We start from the raw sequence: 16,528 nt of genomic DNA, 5'->3' as shown, positions 1-16,528 counted from the left end.
GTTTCACTCTAATAGGTAGGGCGGATTCGCCCTTGTGGCACTAAGCTAAGCGCGCTTGAGGGCTGCGGCGATGAGGCCGTCGAAAAGCGGATGGGCGTTGGTGGGGCGTGACTTCAGCTCCGGGTGCGCCTGCGTGGCCACGAGGTATGGGTGCATGTCCGTGGGGTATTCGACGAATTCGACGAGCTTGCCGTCCGGCGAAGTGCCCGAGATAACCAGGCCGGCTTCTTCGAGCTGGGCGCGGTAGGCGTTGTTGACCTCGTAACGGTGGCGGTGGCGCTCGGTGACTTCGGTGGTGCCGTAAAGACTGGCGACGACGGAGTCTTCGGCGAGCTTCGCCGGGTAAGAGCCCAGGCGCATGGATCCGCCCAGGTCAGCCTCACCCGAGACGGCCTGCAGCTGCTCCTCCATCGTGGCGATGACCGGCTCGGCCGCGTTTTCGTCGAACTCGGTAGACGACGCACCCTCAACGCCCGCAGTGCGCGCCGCCTCAATGACAACACACTGCATACCCAGGCAGATTCCCAAAAGTGGCGTGCCGGTTTCCTTGGCGTAGCGGATGGTCGCAATCTTGCCTTCAATCCCACGCCCGCCGAAGCCGCCGGGGATGACAATCGCGTCAACGCCGGCCATGTTTTCTTTCAGCCCCTCGGGGGTTTCGCAGTCATCGGAGGCAATCCACCGGATGTTCGCCTTCACGCGGTGGGCAAAACCGGCTGCGCGCACGGCTTCCGCGACAGACAGGTAGGCGTCCGGCAGATCGATGTACTTGCCGACGAGCGCCACCGTGACCTCGCCCTTCGGGTTGTGGACGCGCTCAAGCAGGTCTCCCCACACGGCCCAATCCATGTCGCGGAATGGCAGGTTAAGGCGGCGGATGATGAAAGTGTCCAGGTGCTCGTCGTAGAGAACCTTCGGGATGTCGTAGATGCTCGGCGCATCCGGGCAGGACACCACACCCTCGCGGTCGATGTCGCACATCAGCGCAATCTTGTTTTTGAGGGAATCGGGAACGTCGCGGTCGCATCGCAAAACGACGGCATCGGGAACCAGGCCAATCGAGCGAAGTTCAGCCACCGAGTGCTGCGTGGGTTTGGTCTTCAATTCCTTGGAGGGGCCGAGGTACGGAACCAGTGACACGTGCAGGTAGAAGACGTTCTCGCGGCCGACGTCGTGACGCACTTGCCGAGCGGCCTCCAGGAAGGGCTGCGATTCGATATCGCCGACAGTGCCGCCGATTTCGGTGATGACCACGTCGGGCTTTTCGCCGTTCGCGTCCGCGTTGCCCATGGCGACGATGCGGGATTTGATCTCGTCGGTGATGTGCGGGATGACCTGGACGGTCTGGCCGAGGAATTCGCCGCGGCGCTCTTTGGCGATGACCGAGGAATAGACCTTGCCGGTGGTGACGTTGCCGCCGGCGGAGAGGTTGCGGTCAAGGAAGCGCTCGTAATGCCCCAGGTCCAGGTCGGTTTCCGCGCCGTCTTCGGTGACGAAGACCTCGCCGTGCTGGAAGGGGTTCATGGTGCCCGGATCCACGTTGAGGTAGGGATCGAGCTTCTGCATAGTCACTTTCAGACCACGCGAGGTAAGCAGGCGGCCGAGCGATGCCGCGGTTAAGCCTTTGCCGAGGGAGGAGGCTACGCCTCCCGTAACGATGATGTATTTCGTAACCACGGGACTTCAGAATATCGCCTGCGCGGGTGTGAGCGCAAGCGACTTTTCATAATGGCGGAGATTTGTTTCATATTTGGGTAACTTTTTCGGAGTTGCGCCCCATCCGCCAGCAGGAACGCAGCGACAAATGCGAACTACGCGATGCTCTCGAAGATCATGGTCGCCTGGATGCGGTCCCCGCCCATCAGCCCCTTACTGCCCGAAGAGGCAGTAGTAATCGTGTGCAGTCGAAACCCCTGCGAAGCCTTGTCGTTGATTACCCTCTCAAGCTCTGTCAGATTAGCTGAGCCGGTACCGATGAACTTTTCCTTCAGAACCACCTGAAGAACTTCATAATGAGGCATTTTCCGCCCTCCGTTAAAGTAGTTTTCAATATTGCACGCAAAACAATACTCGGGCGGATGCATAAACGCGATCACGTCGTTACCCTCGGGGCTATGACTGATCTAACGAATAAGACCATTGCAGTATTGGCCACTAACGGATTTGAGGACTCCGAGCTGATTAGCCCGGCTGAGGCCGTGAAGGATGCCGGTGCGACCGTGCACGTTATCTCCACCGAAGATGGCTCCATTGAGGGCAAGAATGGCACGAAGGTGGACGTCGATAAGCTGACCAGCAGCGTTTCTGCTGATGATTACGATGCCCTGATTCTGCCGGGCGGCACCGTGAATGCCGACCAGATTCGCATCGATAAGGATGCCGTGGCTTTGGTGAAGGGATTCGCCGCAGCTAACAAGCCAATCGGCGTGATTTGCCACGGCGGTTGGATTCTCACCGATGCGGATGTGCTGAAGGGCCGCACTATTACCTCCTACATCAGCGTCAAGACTGACCTGATTAACGCTGGCGCCAACTGGGTCGATGAGGAAGTTGTCGTTGACGGCAACCTGATTTCCTCCCGCACCCCGGCCGACCTTGAGGCTTTCAACAAGGCACTCGTAGAGAACTTCTAAGCCACTCAGCTTTTAGCACCACCAAAGGACGGCTGTTGCCATGACTTCATATTGGGACAATCCAAAGTCACTGTGGGATCAGATTCCACAGCACGACCAGGAAGATGCTTCCGGGCAGCAGCCTTCCGCGGCTGAGCAGCCTCCCGCGCAGCAGCCCTCCACGCCCGAGCAACCTCCCACACCTGAACAGCTTCCGCCACAGCAAATGCGTTACCAGGGATTGCTCTCGCACAACAACATCGTTATCCAGCAGATTCGAAATTTCATGGCGGATGATTTCGACATCCTGGATAGCGAGGGCAATTGCATCGGCAAGATTGAAACTACTGGCGGCACGTTGAGCCGCATGTTTATGGGCTCTCGTCGTCTGACAGTGTCCGAACCAGACGGCACTCCGGTATTCGTTATTACCGATCCGACCGATTTCGCCCTCGACAGCTACGAGGTCTACTACCCCGACCCGCAGGCAACAAGCCCTGAGGGCAAGCAGCAGGTCGGAGCAGACTCATCGCACCTATTGGCAACTATTCAGCAGAAATTTGCGTTCTTTAAACGGCGACTGGAGATTTCTATCCCCGGTTTTGCTCATTGCGAGGTCAACGGCGACGTTTGGCATTACGACGCAACCTTCAAGATCAATGACATCGAAGTTGCACAGATATCCCGCAAGTGGTCGGGTTTCGCAAATATGCTAACCGGCAATGAGCGCTATCTACTGCAGCTCAAGGATGATTTACCACCACAATTGCGCGCTGCCATTATTGGTGCCGCCATTGCACTGGATTTGATGGCGAAAAAGGCGCGCTCCGACAGCTAGTAACTGCTGCCGACAACGCGCCCTACCCCTTGTCCGGTTCTACTGCCGGTTACTGTCGCGGTCGCGACTATCGCTACCGCGATTCCGCAGCCTGAGCAATACGTCCGTCGATTTCCGTGATGCCATCAGAAACGGCATTGACGTGTTCTGGACGAACACCGGCATTGTCATTGATGCCGCCTTCCACAAAGCCAGTTACCGGCACACACGGAACTTCTACGTTGCGCCCCAGCGCATTGGCGACCTGCGCAATTGCCCGTGGCGAGAAGGTCAATCCCATATGCCCCGACAGGTCCGCCGAGCAACCGTCCTGCAGGAGGATATTGTTAGAAGTCGGCGCCTGCCACTGACTTGCAGCCATTGGGGTGACGGCTTCATCAACCTGGGTAGAGATTGCAACATAGTTGACACCCGGCTGCTCCAAGCCGCCCTCATTCATCTTGGCCATGAACTCGCTATGCTGCAGCAGATCCACCAGGCTCGGGCTGACAATGTACCCCGCAGCCTTATTGCCAGCATTATCGAACTGGTCGAGCTGCTCCAAACCATAGGAGATACCGAGCAAACTCGTGCCGTGCAGGACGCCCGCCAGGGATACTACCGTGCCTATACCCCGGCCCTGCTCCTGCTTGGCGTAAGCGGCAGCCAAGGTGCCACCAGCAGAGTGACCAACAATATCGACGGCGGTAGCACCAGTTTCAGCCTTGAGGGTGTCAATCTTTGCAGTCAGCTCAGCCAAAGCGGTGTCGAGCGGGGTCATGTTGCGCATGGTTGGAATAGAGCCCAGCACCGAAAACTCGTCAGGGCCCAGCTTGCCGACGTTAAATGCGTACAGGCACTTCCCCATTGCCTTTAGCTCTGGTGCCATGCGGGCATAAGTCTGGTACGCGTTCGAGTTCATCCCGTGGATCATGACCACCGGATTCTCACCAGGAGCAGGAACACACTGCACATTTGTGCCCTCGGGACTGATGTTTTCCGTCATCCCCTGATTGACCATGACGATGGGGAAATCATTTGCCTTTGGGCCCCACTCGCCCATTTCGGTCCAGGACAGGACCTGATCATTACCAGTTGCCGAAGCCGGTGCGGCAGCCGCGATAGGAGCCGCTGCCATAGCGACACCAGCTGCGGCTACCAGTGCTGTGGCCGACCGTGCCAGCTTCGAAAATGCTTGATGAGTGCCCATGATTACTCCTTGCATAGAGCATTGAATAGTAAAACGGTTCCAATAAGAACTACGGCATGGGAAAAAGCCAAAAATTACAGGCTATGAATCGCAATCGTACCCTGAAAGGCGCCCAATCGAAGCCCCTAAATAGGGTTAATAAAATGTGAACTAAATATAACTATAATACTATCCACCTCCAGCTCCGCAGGCTTTTAAAGTGATATCGCTCATAGGCCAAAACAGGCCGCACTTTCGTTGCAATGTCACAGGATTGCTACCGATCCCCAAATCGCCAGTGAAGCTAAATGCCTGTTCCACGATCATTTCGAGCAGCCAACGATGCGAGGCCCTATACCTCTAGCCCAGAAAGCAGCACAGAATCGACGACACAATCCACTACCAAGACCCCTAACCCGTCGACACCCCCGACCCAGACAACGGAAAGCGCCGAGGCCACTGGTTACACCGGCGCACCCACCGGCGAGCCGACGGCTATAACCAGAACAGTTTCGCATTGCGCGAAATCCTCGCAGGGCCTCTACGAACAAGGCACCACCTGGTTTACCGACGGCACCTTCGGCTGGACACAATATTGCGCCAACAGTTTCTATGACGGTCCTTCCACGAACACTGCCCCGGAGCCTCAGAACAACGAGCCATCCCCGTGGGTTCAAGGCCAAATCGACTGGGCTGATTGCCTGAACTCTGGCCATTCCGAGGAAGAGTGTCGCGCGATGTTGAATTAAGAGGCCGCTGCCGCCTTCAACAAGAAACATTCGCAGCGGCAGCTTTGCCAATTCAATTCATAGCCACCACCGCCCCCAAAAAATCCCACAATCCCCTACCGCACGCTCTCCCCAGCCTGCAGCGAGATCGGTGACGCATTGCCCCGCGCCGTCGCCACCGAGAAGTTCGCCTTACTTGCCAGGTAGCGGTCATCGGAGGCCTCAATCGGCACTCCGTCCAGCGTGAATGCACGATGCCGCACACACAGCAAAGGCGCGCCGACCTGGATCTTCAGCAGTGCGGCATCTTCTTCATTGGCTGGAACCGCGTCAATCGTGCGCGTCGCATACGCAATATCCACACCGCTATCCAACAGGTGGCGGTAAATGGAACCCGAATCAGTATCAAAGGTCAGAATATGCTTGCCGACGTCCAGAGGGTAATTCAGCCTCTCGACCATAGCTGGCTCCCCATCCATAAGCCGCAGCCTGAGCACGGAGACAACCTGATCGGTGTCCGAGATTTCCAGATGCGCAGCTAACTCCGACCCCGCCGGCTGACGTGTTACCCACTGCGTCTGTTGCCCCGGCTCTGCGCCAATCTTTTGACACCACTGCGTAAAGAAAATGACCTCGTCGAAAGAGATGGTCGGCACCTGGAACAGGCGGCGAAGTTTCTGACTGACTCCCGGATTGACTGGGACACAATCGTGTCAGCACCAATTGCACTGGAGGAAGTACCTGCGGAAACGCAGGCTGCGCCATCTTCGGATGCGTTCTTGCGGGCTGAAGTTCAACTCCGTAATCGAGAGGCGAGATGAGTAACACGCTCATCATAGTTTGCGACGGCAATTTGGAAGCTTCGCTGTAAAAACGAATCACGTGAAGATCCAATGTATTCCGTTCGCTTCCAAAAGATACTATTAGAGTAGTTTCTTTCCGGTTAAATATTAGGATGGGTACCCATGGTCGCTGCACAGGAAACCATACTGCAAGATGTATTAGAGGGGACAAAACAATATATTGTTCCGCTTTATCAACGCCCCTACCAGTGGGGCAAGGCGCAGCTTCAGGATTTGTGGAACGACATCATCGAGCTCACTGAAGACCGACAAGAGGGCGACCGCTCCAGCCACTTTATAGGCTCCCTGGTTTTAGCCCCTCCGCCGGTCTCAGTTGCGGGTGGTGTTGCTACCTTCTTGGTGGTCGATGGCCAACAGCGACTCACCACTTTAACTCTCCTTCTCGCAGCGATTCGGGACTATCGAGATGAGAAAGAACCCGAGGCTGAGGCGGGAATTGAAATTCACAACCGATTCTTGGTCAACCAGTACAAGAAGGGCAGCCAACATATTAAGCTTGTTCCAACTCAAGCCGATCGCGCCTCTTATGCGGCAGTTATAAGAAAGCTTCCACACTTGGGTGGAACCGACCGCATTGGCGAAGCATATCGTTTTTTCCGTACGCAGTTGGAGAAAATTGATGATCCGGAGGATCCAAACGATATTGCCAATATTCAGGATGCAATTGTCGAGGGCCTGTCACTAGTATCAATTAGCACTCATCCGCAGGATAACGTGCATCGAATTTTCCAGTCTCTCAATAACACTGGGCTGAAGCTTACACAGGGCGATCTTCTGCGCAACTACATCTTCATGCGGCTACCAGAAAATGGGGATGATGCGTACGACCGCTACTGGAAGCCGCTACAAGAGCGCCTTTCCAACGATGAAATTGAATCGCTTTTCTGGGTAGACATTGCTTCAGAGAACCCGCGCGCGAAAATTAGTGACACTTTTGTCCTCCAGCAAAAGCGTATGGATTCGATGCACACAGAATCGGAGATTCTCACCGAGCTCAAACGGTTCACTGAGCTTTCAAGGCTTTACCAAAAGATTCTAGCTCCCGAGAACGAAGAGAATTCGAGCGTTCGCTATCGCCTTCAAAGGTTGCGGGAATGGGATGCGACAACCACGCACGCTCTGATGCTCACTCTGCTTACTATGCGTGAAAATGGCGTAATTGATAGCCAAGACCTCGCTCAGACTTTGTTGGTAATAGAGAGCTACATTGTCCGCCGTTTCCTCTCCGGTCGCCCCACGCAAGGACTTAACCGAGTCTTTCGTGAAGCTGCCGGTATCTTTGAGCCGAATGAACCTGCGGCAATACAGCTGCGGCGATGGCTTTCCACCGGTCGAAAGCATTTCTACCCAGACGATGCACTTCGAGCCTCTATCAAGGAGCTTCCTTACTACCTGAATGGCCGACGAGCTCATCGCCCACTTTTCTTGCGCTGGTTAGAGCAAGAATTTGGATCTCGAGAACCAGTCGATACATCCGAATTATCGATTGAGCATGTCATGCCCCAGAATTTAAGTCCTGAATGGCGAGCAGATTTGTCGGCCTGGTATCCAGGGGTTGATATCGACGAAATGCACAACACTTGGAAACACACACTTGGAAACCTCACTTTGACGGGATATAACTCTCAGCTCAGCAACAAGGGGTTCGCGTGGAAGCGTGAAGAACTTGCGCGCTCCGGACTTAGGCTGAGCACGAGCCTTATCGACAGTGAGCGATGGGGACCAGATGAAATTGCAGCACGTGCAGATTCGCTTACGGACTTAATCATTAAGGCATGGCCGGGTCCGACTACCGGCGATTTCTCAAGTGAATCGGAAAACCCTAAGTGGCGGAAACTCAAGGAAATTCTCGTTGCAATTCCTACTGGTCGGTGGACCAGCTACGGAGAAATAGCGGCAGCTATTGGTTCTGCGCCCCAGCCTGTAGGTACCTATATTGCGAACAACGTATTGCCTAACGCCTATCGAGTAATGAGAGCCTCTGGCGAGATCCCTGAAGGATTTCGGTGGTACGACGAGAGCGACACCCGCAATCCTCAGGAGCTTTTAGCATCTGAAGGTATTGAATTTTCAGCCTCGGGTCACGCGTCTAGGGCACAATTCCTTGATGCAGAAGACCTTTCTGAGTTACTGGAAATTCCCGATGCCACAGTGTAAGGATGGTGACGAGCTCAGGAGAAAGAGTCTGGCCCTGAGCTCTCATCTTCACTGGTTTCGTAAGGAAATTTCTCGAAGGCGAATATAAAGAAACCTGTATCACTTCAGGTATTTCATCCAGACCTTCATCACTTATCCGGCTAAACGAATAACGACGGCAAAGAAAGCCGGACTAAATCGAGACTCAATCACCTATAAATCGTTGACAATTCGCACAGTCTCCATAGCGACGCGCACCACTCGCCCGATGAGGTCCACAATGTAACGAGGATTCCCTACCTCGTCAGCCCAATCGTTCGGGTCATTAACAATGCCAGAGCCTTTGTCCTTCTTGACCTGGTAACTATCCAGGATGAGCCGGATTGGTCTGTAGATCCTCAGCCTCAAATCGTTCAAGTGCACCCGCGGCACTGATGAACTAGCTCCTATCGATGAGTTTCTTCGTAACTTGAGCCGCCAATTACTAAGCATTGGCTTCGGAGCGGCCACTCCACTTTGCGCATAAGTTATGGAGTACCCTCGCAAGCGTGCTGAACTAGTAGGTCACGCTCCCCCCCCGTATACACAGCACGAGGGCGACCATGGCGTCAATCACGGCTTTGTGACTACCGCGTGATGTGTCTAATTCGGGTTCTAAAACTTTCACATTGATGCCACACTCAGCGAGGCCACCGACAGTATTAACTGTCTCAGCCAGGCCGCAGCCCAGCCTTTCTGAGTGCGTAACCACGAGCGAACCACCCGTGCAAAGTACGCTAACGCGTCCTCTCCCCTGGTTGTTGCCGCGTCGTGTCCTAGGTTGCGTCAGTGTAGTTGCAGTTCGGATTGCATCCAGCGCCGATAAGCGCCTCACGCTGGGGAGCGCGTGATTGCCCCTATTTGATGTGAAGACACCGGCGTATCCGATAGAAATCGGTTATACCTTCACTGTTTCTGCCGCGGCTTCTTCGAGGTCCGCAGGGAGATCGTGGTGCAGCACGTATCGCCGCAAGAGCTTGTCAGTGGCCATGCGGGTCTTAAAGCGCGTGAGCTTCTTACCTGTCTGTTGATGGAAGTACTGGGCTGCAGCGTCCAGGTCAACAGAGTCAATGACATCATCGAAACGACCATACTCATTGATATGAGCCTCATCCACGTGTGCGGCGAGGATTGTACGCAGAAGCACAGGATCAACGCCGATAGCGCGGACAAGTTGCACGATCTCACGTTCTTGCTGCGTGAGTTTGTAGTCGTTGATGTAATCTTGCACTGTCTTACCTGAAACAAGGACTGCATCGCCTGATTGGATGTCATGAAGCCAGCGGTTTGCAAAGACCTGGTCGTCAGCGCTCAAGCGTGCGAAGCCGGCGTGCAAATCTGACAGAAGCTCATCGAGTTCAGGCTGTGGTACCCCGGCCTCGATGGCGCGCAGGTACTTCGTGTACTTCGCGTCGAGGTAGTCGGCGTCAATACGTGCAGTGTCGATGTGAGTGATGTGAACGTTGATGTCATATGGCGGAGGTCCATCGCCATCTCCCCCGCCGGGTGCTGGCTCTGGTTCACCGTCGGCACGGTCAAGCTCCTTGTAACGTGACAGCAGCGCGATATACACCGACTCGGTCAGTTCTACTGCAATCTCGGTGCCAGCCACCTGGTACGTGTCTTGCTCCCAGGTAAAGCCCTGGACCTGAGCTGCTTGGAGATGCTCGTAGAGTTCAGGCAGTACCTTCGCGAACTCAAGACGGTCGGCTTCATCGTCGGGCAACCGGGAGAAGTCGCCGATGCCAGCAAAGAGTCGCTTGATGATCGTGAAGCATTGGTTGATCTGCAACAAGTGCTCGTCGAGGTGATCAACGAACAGACCAAAGGGCTTATCACCTGAGTACAACTTCACGGCATCGTCGATGTTGCGTCGCATCGTGTACGGCTTGCGGTAGTAGCGGATCGAACCGAAGGGCTTTTCCGGGCCAAAGACGCGGTTGGTACGCGAAAACGCCTGGATGATGTTTTCATAAGCGATGACTTTGTCCAGGTACAGCGTGTTCAGCCACTTCGAGTCGAAGCCAGTGAGCATCTGATCGACGACGATAAGCAGGTCAATCTGCTTGTCGTGCGTAAACGCCGGCGTGTTGTATGGCGCCTTATGTGCCAGTCGTGCAGCAATATCGCGCTTAAAGGCGTCGTGCGTGGTCATGTTGAAGTGCTGATCAAACTTGGCGTTGTAATGCTCAAGTACTTCAAGAAGTCCGTCTTCTTTTCTAAGTTGAACCTCACCTGTGTTGTCGATGTTGGCATCAAACAGCGCAGTAACGTTTAAGTGCGGGTAGTTGTCACGGAAGATACGGAAGTACTCAATAGCCTCGATGATGGAGTGCGTGGCCAGAATCGCGTGAAAAGCACTATTACGGCTCAGGTGCACCCAGTGCTCTGCGATGTCTCGTGCTACGGCCGCGCGGTGTTCCGGCTGATCGTACTGCGCCATCGGAACAAAGTCCTCGATGCCCTTGTCATAGGACACATCCTCGTTGCACACCCCCGCCATCGGGACCTGGGCCTTGTCCATGTACTTCAGGAAGGTCTTTTCCTTCTTCGGATCGCTAAAAGCGTCCTGCTCGTCGACAGCCTTAGCCTGTTCGAGCGCGACAGATGTGCGCACGTCATGTGCGCGGTAGGTCTCAACCATCTCAGGGTCGAAGCCGAGCACATTACCGTCGCGGATACCGTCGGCAATGGAATAACGGTGCAGTTCATCACCGAAGATGGTGGCCGTGGTGGAATGCACCTTCTGGTTCTCATCGTGAATCGGTGTACCCGTAAAGCCAAAGAGCAGCGCGTCCGGCAGCGTGGTCTTGATATTCAGCAGCATGTCTCCGAAGGTGGAGCGGTGTGCCTCGTCAATGATGAACACGATGCGCTTGTCACGCAGCTTCTCTAGTACCGGTTCACGCAACGTGCCAGCCTGCAAGTGGTGGAACTTTTGCAATGAGGTGACAATCAGCACTGAGGTGTCGTTGGCGAGCAGTCGGAGCAGCTCATCCGCGCTGGCGGTGTCTGCAACGTCGATGGTGTCGCCACCATAGCTGCGGTAGTTCGCCAGCGACTGCGTGCCTAGTTCCACACGGTCAAGCAGGAACACCACCTTATCGGCGTTTTTGGAGTCAGCGATCAGCTGCGCGGTTTTGAAGCTGGTGATGGTTTTGCCAGAGCCGGTGGTGTGCCAGATGTAGCCGCCCCTGTTGCTACTGCCCCATTCGTGGCTTTCCACCCGGTCAGCGATGCGGTGAGCAGCAAAGTACTGGTAGGAACGCATGACCATGAGCACACCGGCTGCGCGGTCAGTTACCGTGTAGAAGCCAATAAGTTGGTGCGCCATCGGGATAGACAGCAGCGAGGTCACGACTGTTGGCCAGTCGTTGATCGGCTCGTTGTTGAAATCAGCCCAGTTGAAGAAGAAGTCAGGGTTGAACTTGCCTCCGGGGCCGGGGTTAGCGAAGTACAGAGTTTCACTAGGCGTCATCGCCACAAAGATCTGCACCAGCGAAAACAGCCCAGTGAAGACGCCCTCATGAGCGTATTTAATGATCTGGTTCGTCGCCTGCGAGACAGGCACGCCAGAGCGTTTGAGCTCCAGGTGAATCACCGGCATGCCGTTGATCAACAGCATAAGATCGCCCCTACGCTCAGGCATGAGCTTGTGCGCTGCAGTGGAGAACATCGGCTGCCGTGCGATTTGATAACAGGACTGGCCACCTGCAATCTCGCGGCGGTCGTAGATTTTTAGGCTCACTTCTTTGCCCAGGTTGTGTGCCTCAGGTGCATCGCGGGTAATAGCCACACTGCGCCCGTTAATGAACTCATTCAGCCGCAAGGGCGTGCGCAGCTCCGTAATTTGCTCGATGATCTGGTCCATCTCAGACGGCGTCAGCGGCACATCACCGAGGCGGTCCCGGTCACGGTTGTTGTTGTAGAGGATCTCAGCCCAGTTGTCGATGAGCTGGCGCTCAGTGGGACGATTAAGCACCTCATCCCAGCCGTGGCGGCGCAGCATGGCAACAACGTCGTCCTCGAAGCGATTCTCGTCTGTGTACGTCAGTGGTGTCGTCATGGTGAGCGATCCTTAGATAAACATGCGCTGCAGCAGTGCAGTCTTCGCTTGGGTCAGTTGTGTGATGTAGCGGTGCTCGGTAGCGATAAGGGCATCGAGATTAGCGAAGACCCCACCGATAGCACGCTGTTCTTCGAGGGTGGGAGGGGTCGTAATTGGCATCGCGGCGTATTCGGCGGAGTTTAGACCCGGTTGCCCTGAACGCTGCGATGTTAGTTTCACATATGTCCAGTACAAATCTGTCTGGGCGTAAGCCGCAATAAACTGCGGATGAGTGTTTCGTTTGAAGCGCGCTCGAATAAGGAATCCTGCCCAGACAGTCCTACCTACACTCTTACGGAACAGGTATGATCGCCCAACGGTAGCTCCCGTGCGCGCAAAGACCATGTCTCCTTCTTTAAGGAGAAAACCACGAATTATCTCTTCTTCTGCTCTGGGGGAAGTGACCAAACCCGTTCCGAACTGTCCAGAAGATTCGTCCAGATCAGTAATCCTGAGGTACTTTGTCACACCGTCATATTCTGTGGCAGCAGCGTTTAAACCGTATTTGAACGATTCCACTGTGTCACCGAAAGACACTCGTTTCCAGTGCCCGCTAAACCCGCCAAGCCGCAGCTCCGGTTCATCGGCACCATCTTGTGGAAACATGCGCTGCAATAGTGCGGTCTTGGTCTGCTGCAGGTTCGCTTGCTTGGCGCGGTGCTGCTCGATAAGCGCGTCGAGGTCAGCAAAGAGTTCACCGATGGCGCGTTGTTCTTCGAGGGATGTGGAGATCGTTATCGTGGTTCGTTCAATGGCCTGACTCGTTAGACTCGGCACACCTGTAGCCGTGTTTTTCGATTTCCAGTCAATACGTTGGAACACCGAGAAGAGAAAAGGCAAGTCGATACCGCTCTTGGCCATCACAAAAAAGAGGGTGTCAACGGTCCAGAAAGGTGCGCGGAGTAGATAGGGTTTGTCGATAGTTCCCTTTCGGCCAATACCGATTGCATCTTTGCTGTATGAAAGAGCCTGGTCGACAGACAGCATGTACCCGCCAGTTCCATATACAGGAATGCGGCCTTCGTTGAGATGCTTGTAATCGCGCCCATTACCGACTTCTACAAGGTCATTTAACTCGCTTGTCACCCACTCATCATCGAACCCATCAAACCGCAGCGCTGGCTTGTTGTGCTTAGTCACGCTGACCACCGCCCAGCATCTGCTTCAGGGCTGCGACAGCCTGCATGTCCGCATCTGAGCCAGTGAGCTGATCTAGCGATGTAAGCAGGCTGCGTTCAGTGGTAGCGATCTGCGTATCCAAATCAGTCAAGGGCGTGGCGTACTTATCCTGCAGGCGCTGCACCTGGTCAGCGAGTTCACGCAGAGCAAGCGATGGGAGGAGCGCAAGTTGGACCATCAAAGCTGCGATCCACTTCATCGACAGCACTTCCTCGATTTGCTCAGCGGTGAGGTTCTCAACAGTCTCGTGCGTCTTGGCCTCAAGCTCTTTGTCGCCCTTCTTGAGCTGCGAATTCACCATAGTCAGGCGGTCACGCAACTGCTTTGCCTCGATCTGAATAGCCTCGATGCTCCCCTCAGGCCACTGCTCGCCCTTCGGAAGGGTTGGAAGTGCCTTGACCGCCTTGTTGAGATTGTCCTTCAAGAAACCGTCTTCCTTGGCGTTGAGCACATCAGCAAGGTCGGTCTTGTCTTCTTCACTCAAACCTTCTACGATGGCGTCGAGATTTGCCTCGATGCTATCGCGCTCATCGGTCAGTTCGGATACTTGATCTCTCAACTGAGGCAGATAAAGGTCCTGGACGATGGCAAATGGTGCGACACGTCCCTCAAGACCAATTTCTTCATAAACCTTTTTCTTCGGCTTCCACTCCATGACAGGATCAATCACGCGCATTGCATCCCAGCCTTCGGTCTGCAGGATCGTCAAATCGTTGGCAATGACAAGCCACTTCTCGTGCAGTAGCTGATAGCCCTGGTACTCGTTGACCAGCGGTACCGGAGCCAGACGTGTAAACAGATCAGCCTTGATGCCATCTTCAGCAGTGTTGACTGGAACAGCCATGGCGCCATCGATGATGTCTGTTTCCAAGGACTCAGCAAAACCATCCAATGCCGCGTTCAACGTGTCTGCCAGCGCTCCGCCAGCACTGTGCTCTAAGATCGTTTCGCGAATGTCTGCAGTGCGGATGGTTGCGTAGCCGTTGGCATCTTCACCGAAGAGTGCCTCACGCAGGCCTGGCAGCACATCCCAGTAGCCGTCAAGAGCGTCGATCTCGCTGACAGGGATGCCGCCGTTGACGGTAGCGAAGAAGTCCACAGACTCCGGCGGCAGCGTCGCAGAGACGTAGCGCGGGATATTCAGGTTGTAGTCGTTCTCACGGATCTCATCGCGAGAAACAACACGTGCGAAGTGCTCGACGTCGCGGCGCGCATGGACAGTGTCAACTATGCGCTCGATGTCAAGTGCGCGCAGAACGTTGTTCTTGCCGTCTTTGATAAAGCCCTGGGATGCATCAATGAACAGCACATCGTCGTGGCTGCGCTGTTTCTTCAGCACCATGATGATGGTCGGAATGCCGGTGCCGTAGAAGATCGAACTCGGCAGGCCAATGATGGTGTCGATGTTATTGGCCTCGATAAGGCGCGTACGGATCGTCTCTTCTGCCCCTCCCCGGAAGAGCACACCGTGTGGCAGAACAATGGTCATGATGCCGTCAGGCTTGATGTGGAACAGCTCGTGGAGCAAGAAGGCGTAATCAGCCTTGTTCTGTGGTGCCAGACCATACTGCGTAAAGCGCGGATCAGTGTCCATGCCCTCTGGCTCCCACTTCTGCGAATACGGAGGGTTCGACACAACAGCATCGACAAACAGCGGATCGTACGTGTTCTCCGGGTCAGACTCGTCAAACATCGGCCAGTCGTGCTTCAGGCTATCTCCGTTGCGAGCGACAATGTTGTCCGCCTTAACACCACGCATGACCAGGTTCATGCGTGTGAGGTTGAAGGTGTTGTCTTTGAGTTCTTGGGCGTAGTACTTGATTGCATCTGGATCGCCCATGTAACGCGCGACAGCCTGGCCGATATTCAGCAGCAGAGAGCCAGAACCAGAGGTTGGGTCGTAGATAGTAATCGTGTCGCGGCCCTGGATGTGTGCTGCAACGATGCGGCTCATCACCTCGGAGACTTCGTGCGGGGTGTAGAACTCGCCAGCCTTTTTGCCGGAGTTCGCCGCAAACTTCGAGATCAAGTATTCGTAGATGAACCCGAGAACGTCGTAGCCCTGAGCACCATCAGTCGGGATGTCGTTAATGAGGTCGAGCAAGTCTTTAATAGCCTTCGTCTGCGACGTGGCGTTCGTGCCCAGCTTCGACAGACCCGTTTCCAGCGTGCGGAAGATGTCTTTAAAAACGTGGGCGCGGCTCGGCAGGAGAAGACGGTCAAATGCCGCAAGCGCATCACGGACATCAGCGACGTTGAAGTCACTGCCAGCAGCACGCCACGTCGAGTGGAGATTGTCGCACGAGATGAAGTAGCCCAAGCGGTTCTGTACGAACTCAACAGTCTCGGGGTCGTCTTCGACAAGCACCGCGGCAAGCTCATCGGGTTCGACGTCGTTGGCGTACATGAGTTGCTCAACCTGATCGGAGAGGAACTTATAGAAGATGAAGCCGAGAATGTAGTCCTTATACTCCTGCGCCTCGATCTTGGAGCGCATGGTGTTTGCGGATTCCCAAATACGCGATGCAAGTTGTCGTTTATCCATGATGAAGTACCTATTACCTGTCAGTATTAAATCGGTCACATCAGTATATCCACGACTGACGTACGGTTACATGCGTGTAACAACAGGTTAAATTTGTACGGAATCATCGTACGAGAAGCTAGGCGTAGAATACTCCGTTCATCAGCGATAGTGTGCAGGTAATTACTAGCTCAAAGTGGTTTTCACTCGGTGCGGGGAAAGGTTCTTCGCGCTAAGCTTTCTTGGCAGAATGCGAATATCCACCAGCGGCCGCGATAGTCAGCTTTTCTTCGGCGGCAGCTCCGCCTCCAGAACTCACCAAAGCCCAACCCC

Annotated in this window: 11 protein-coding genes; 3 read left to right on the top strand and 8 right to left on the bottom strand. The window is 54.8% G+C overall.

From position 1 onward, the window contains the following. Positions 1-45: 45 nt before the first annotated feature. Both pyrG and QP978_RS09570 read right to left on the bottom strand, forming a co-directional pair. Entirely contained in the window at positions 46-1,677 is a 1,632-nt protein-coding gene (gene pyrG / locus QP978_RS09575) for a CTP synthase (protein WP_284857112.1), read from the bottom strand. Between the two features lie 134 nt (positions 1,678-1,811). Next, positions 1,812-2,021: a DUF4177 domain-containing protein gene (locus QP978_RS09570; RefSeq protein ID WP_070602687.1), complete on the bottom strand. Its 210-nt coding sequence runs from the start codon at positions 2,019-2,021 to the stop codon at positions 1,812-1,814. 93 nt (positions 2,022-2,114) lie between these two features. Between QP978_RS09570 and QP978_RS09565 the strand changes: the two genes are divergently transcribed. Together QP978_RS09565 and QP978_RS09560 are read left to right on the top strand one after the other, a co-directional pair. Then, a complete protein-coding gene (locus QP978_RS09565; RefSeq protein WP_070855741.1) occupies positions 2,115-2,633 on the top strand; it encodes a type 1 glutamine amidotransferase domain-containing protein in 519 nt (172 codons plus the stop codon). Between the two features lie 40 nt (positions 2,634-2,673). Next, the gene (locus QP978_RS09560; protein WP_284857111.1) at positions 2,674-3,450 is read left to right on the top strand and encodes an LURP-one-related/scramblase family protein; all 777 of its coding nucleotides are present in this window, start codon (positions 2,674-2,676) and stop codon (positions 3,448-3,450) included. A gap of 73 nt (positions 3,451-3,523) precedes the next feature. On the opposite strand, the gene QP978_RS09555 is transcribed toward QP978_RS09560, so the two are convergent. Further along, the gene (locus tag QP978_RS09555; RefSeq protein WP_284857110.1) at positions 3,524-4,639 is read right to left on the bottom strand and encodes an esterase/lipase family protein; all 1,116 of its coding nucleotides are present in this window, start codon (positions 4,637-4,639) and stop codon (positions 3,524-3,526) included. Between the two features lie 823 nt (positions 4,640-5,462). Then, the gene (locus QP978_RS09550; RefSeq protein ID WP_224784278.1) at positions 5,463-6,002 is read right to left on the bottom strand and encodes a GntR family transcriptional regulator; all 540 of its coding nucleotides are present in this window, start codon (positions 6,000-6,002) and stop codon (positions 5,463-5,465) included. Positions 6,003-6,311: 309 nt separating this feature from the next. On the opposite strand from QP978_RS09550, the gene QP978_RS09545 reads away from it, so the two are divergent. Then, positions 6,312-8,366, top strand: coding sequence for a GmrSD restriction endonuclease domain-containing protein (locus tag QP978_RS09545; protein ID WP_284857109.1), 2,055 nt, complete (start codon positions 6,312-6,314; stop codon positions 8,364-8,366). A 192-nt stretch (positions 8,367-8,558) separates the two neighbouring features. Here QP978_RS09545 and QP978_RS09540 read toward each other — a convergent pair whose 3' ends face one another. The 4 genes from QP978_RS09540 to QP978_RS09525 all read right to left on the bottom strand — a co-directional run bounded on the left by QP978_RS09540 (position 8,559) and on the right by QP978_RS09525 (position 16,216). Beyond that, positions 8,559-8,762: a hypothetical protein gene (locus QP978_RS09540; RefSeq protein ID WP_150963491.1), complete on the bottom strand. Its 204-nt coding sequence runs from the start codon at positions 8,760-8,762 to the stop codon at positions 8,559-8,561. A gap of 520 nt (positions 8,763-9,282) precedes the next feature. Further along, positions 9,283-12,450 carry a type I restriction endonuclease subunit R, EcoR124 family gene (locus QP978_RS09535; protein WP_150963489.1) on the bottom strand — a complete coding sequence of 1,056 codons (3,168 nt, stop codon included), beginning with the start codon at positions 12,448-12,450 and terminating at the stop codon, positions 9,283-9,285. 12 nt (positions 12,451-12,462) lie between these two features. Continuing rightward, positions 12,463-13,632: a restriction endonuclease subunit S gene (locus QP978_RS09530; protein ID WP_191622128.1), complete on the bottom strand. Its 1,170-nt coding sequence runs from the start codon at positions 13,630-13,632 to the stop codon at positions 12,463-12,465. Then, positions 13,625-16,216, bottom strand: coding sequence for a type I restriction-modification system subunit M (locus tag QP978_RS09525; RefSeq protein ID WP_150963485.1), 2,592 nt, complete (start codon positions 16,214-16,216; stop codon positions 13,625-13,627). Before QP978_RS09525 ends, QP978_RS09530 begins: the two co-directional genes overlap by 8 nt. Positions 16,217-16,528: the final 312 nt, after the last annotated feature.

Source organism: Corynebacterium sp. MSK035 (assembly GCF_030232615.1).
Taxonomy (GTDB): Bacteria; Actinomycetota; Actinomycetes; order Mycobacteriales; family Mycobacteriaceae; genus Corynebacterium; species Corynebacterium jeikeium_D.
This window is presented reverse-complemented; position numbering and strand designations above follow the sequence as displayed.

Bases quoted from the DNA above. Each gene is read 5' to 3' on its own strand.
- QP978_RS09560 (WP_284857111.1), top strand. From the start codon at position 2,674: ATGACTTCATATTGGGACAATCCAAAGTCACTGTGGGATCAGATTCCA.
- QP978_RS09570 (WP_070602687.1), bottom strand. From the start codon at position 2,021: ATGCCTCATTATGAAGTTCTTCAGGTGGTTCTGAAGGAAAAGTTCATC.
- QP978_RS09545 (WP_284857109.1), top strand. From the start codon at position 6,312: ATGGTCGCTGCACAGGAAACCATACTGCAAGATGTATTAGAGGGGACA.
- QP978_RS09525 (WP_150963485.1), bottom strand. From the start codon at position 16,216: ATGGATAAACGACAACTTGCATCGCGTATTTGGGAATCCGCAAACACC.
- QP978_RS09555 (WP_284857110.1), bottom strand. From the start codon at position 4,639: ATGGGCACTCATCAAGCATTTTCGAAGCTGGCACGGTCGGCCACAGCA.
- QP978_RS09535 (WP_150963489.1), bottom strand. From the start codon at position 12,450: ATGACGACACCACTGACGTACACAGACGAGAATCGCTTCGAGGACGAC.
- QP978_RS09565 (WP_070855741.1), top strand. From the start codon at position 2,115: ATGACTGATCTAACGAATAAGACCATTGCAGTATTGGCCACTAACGGA.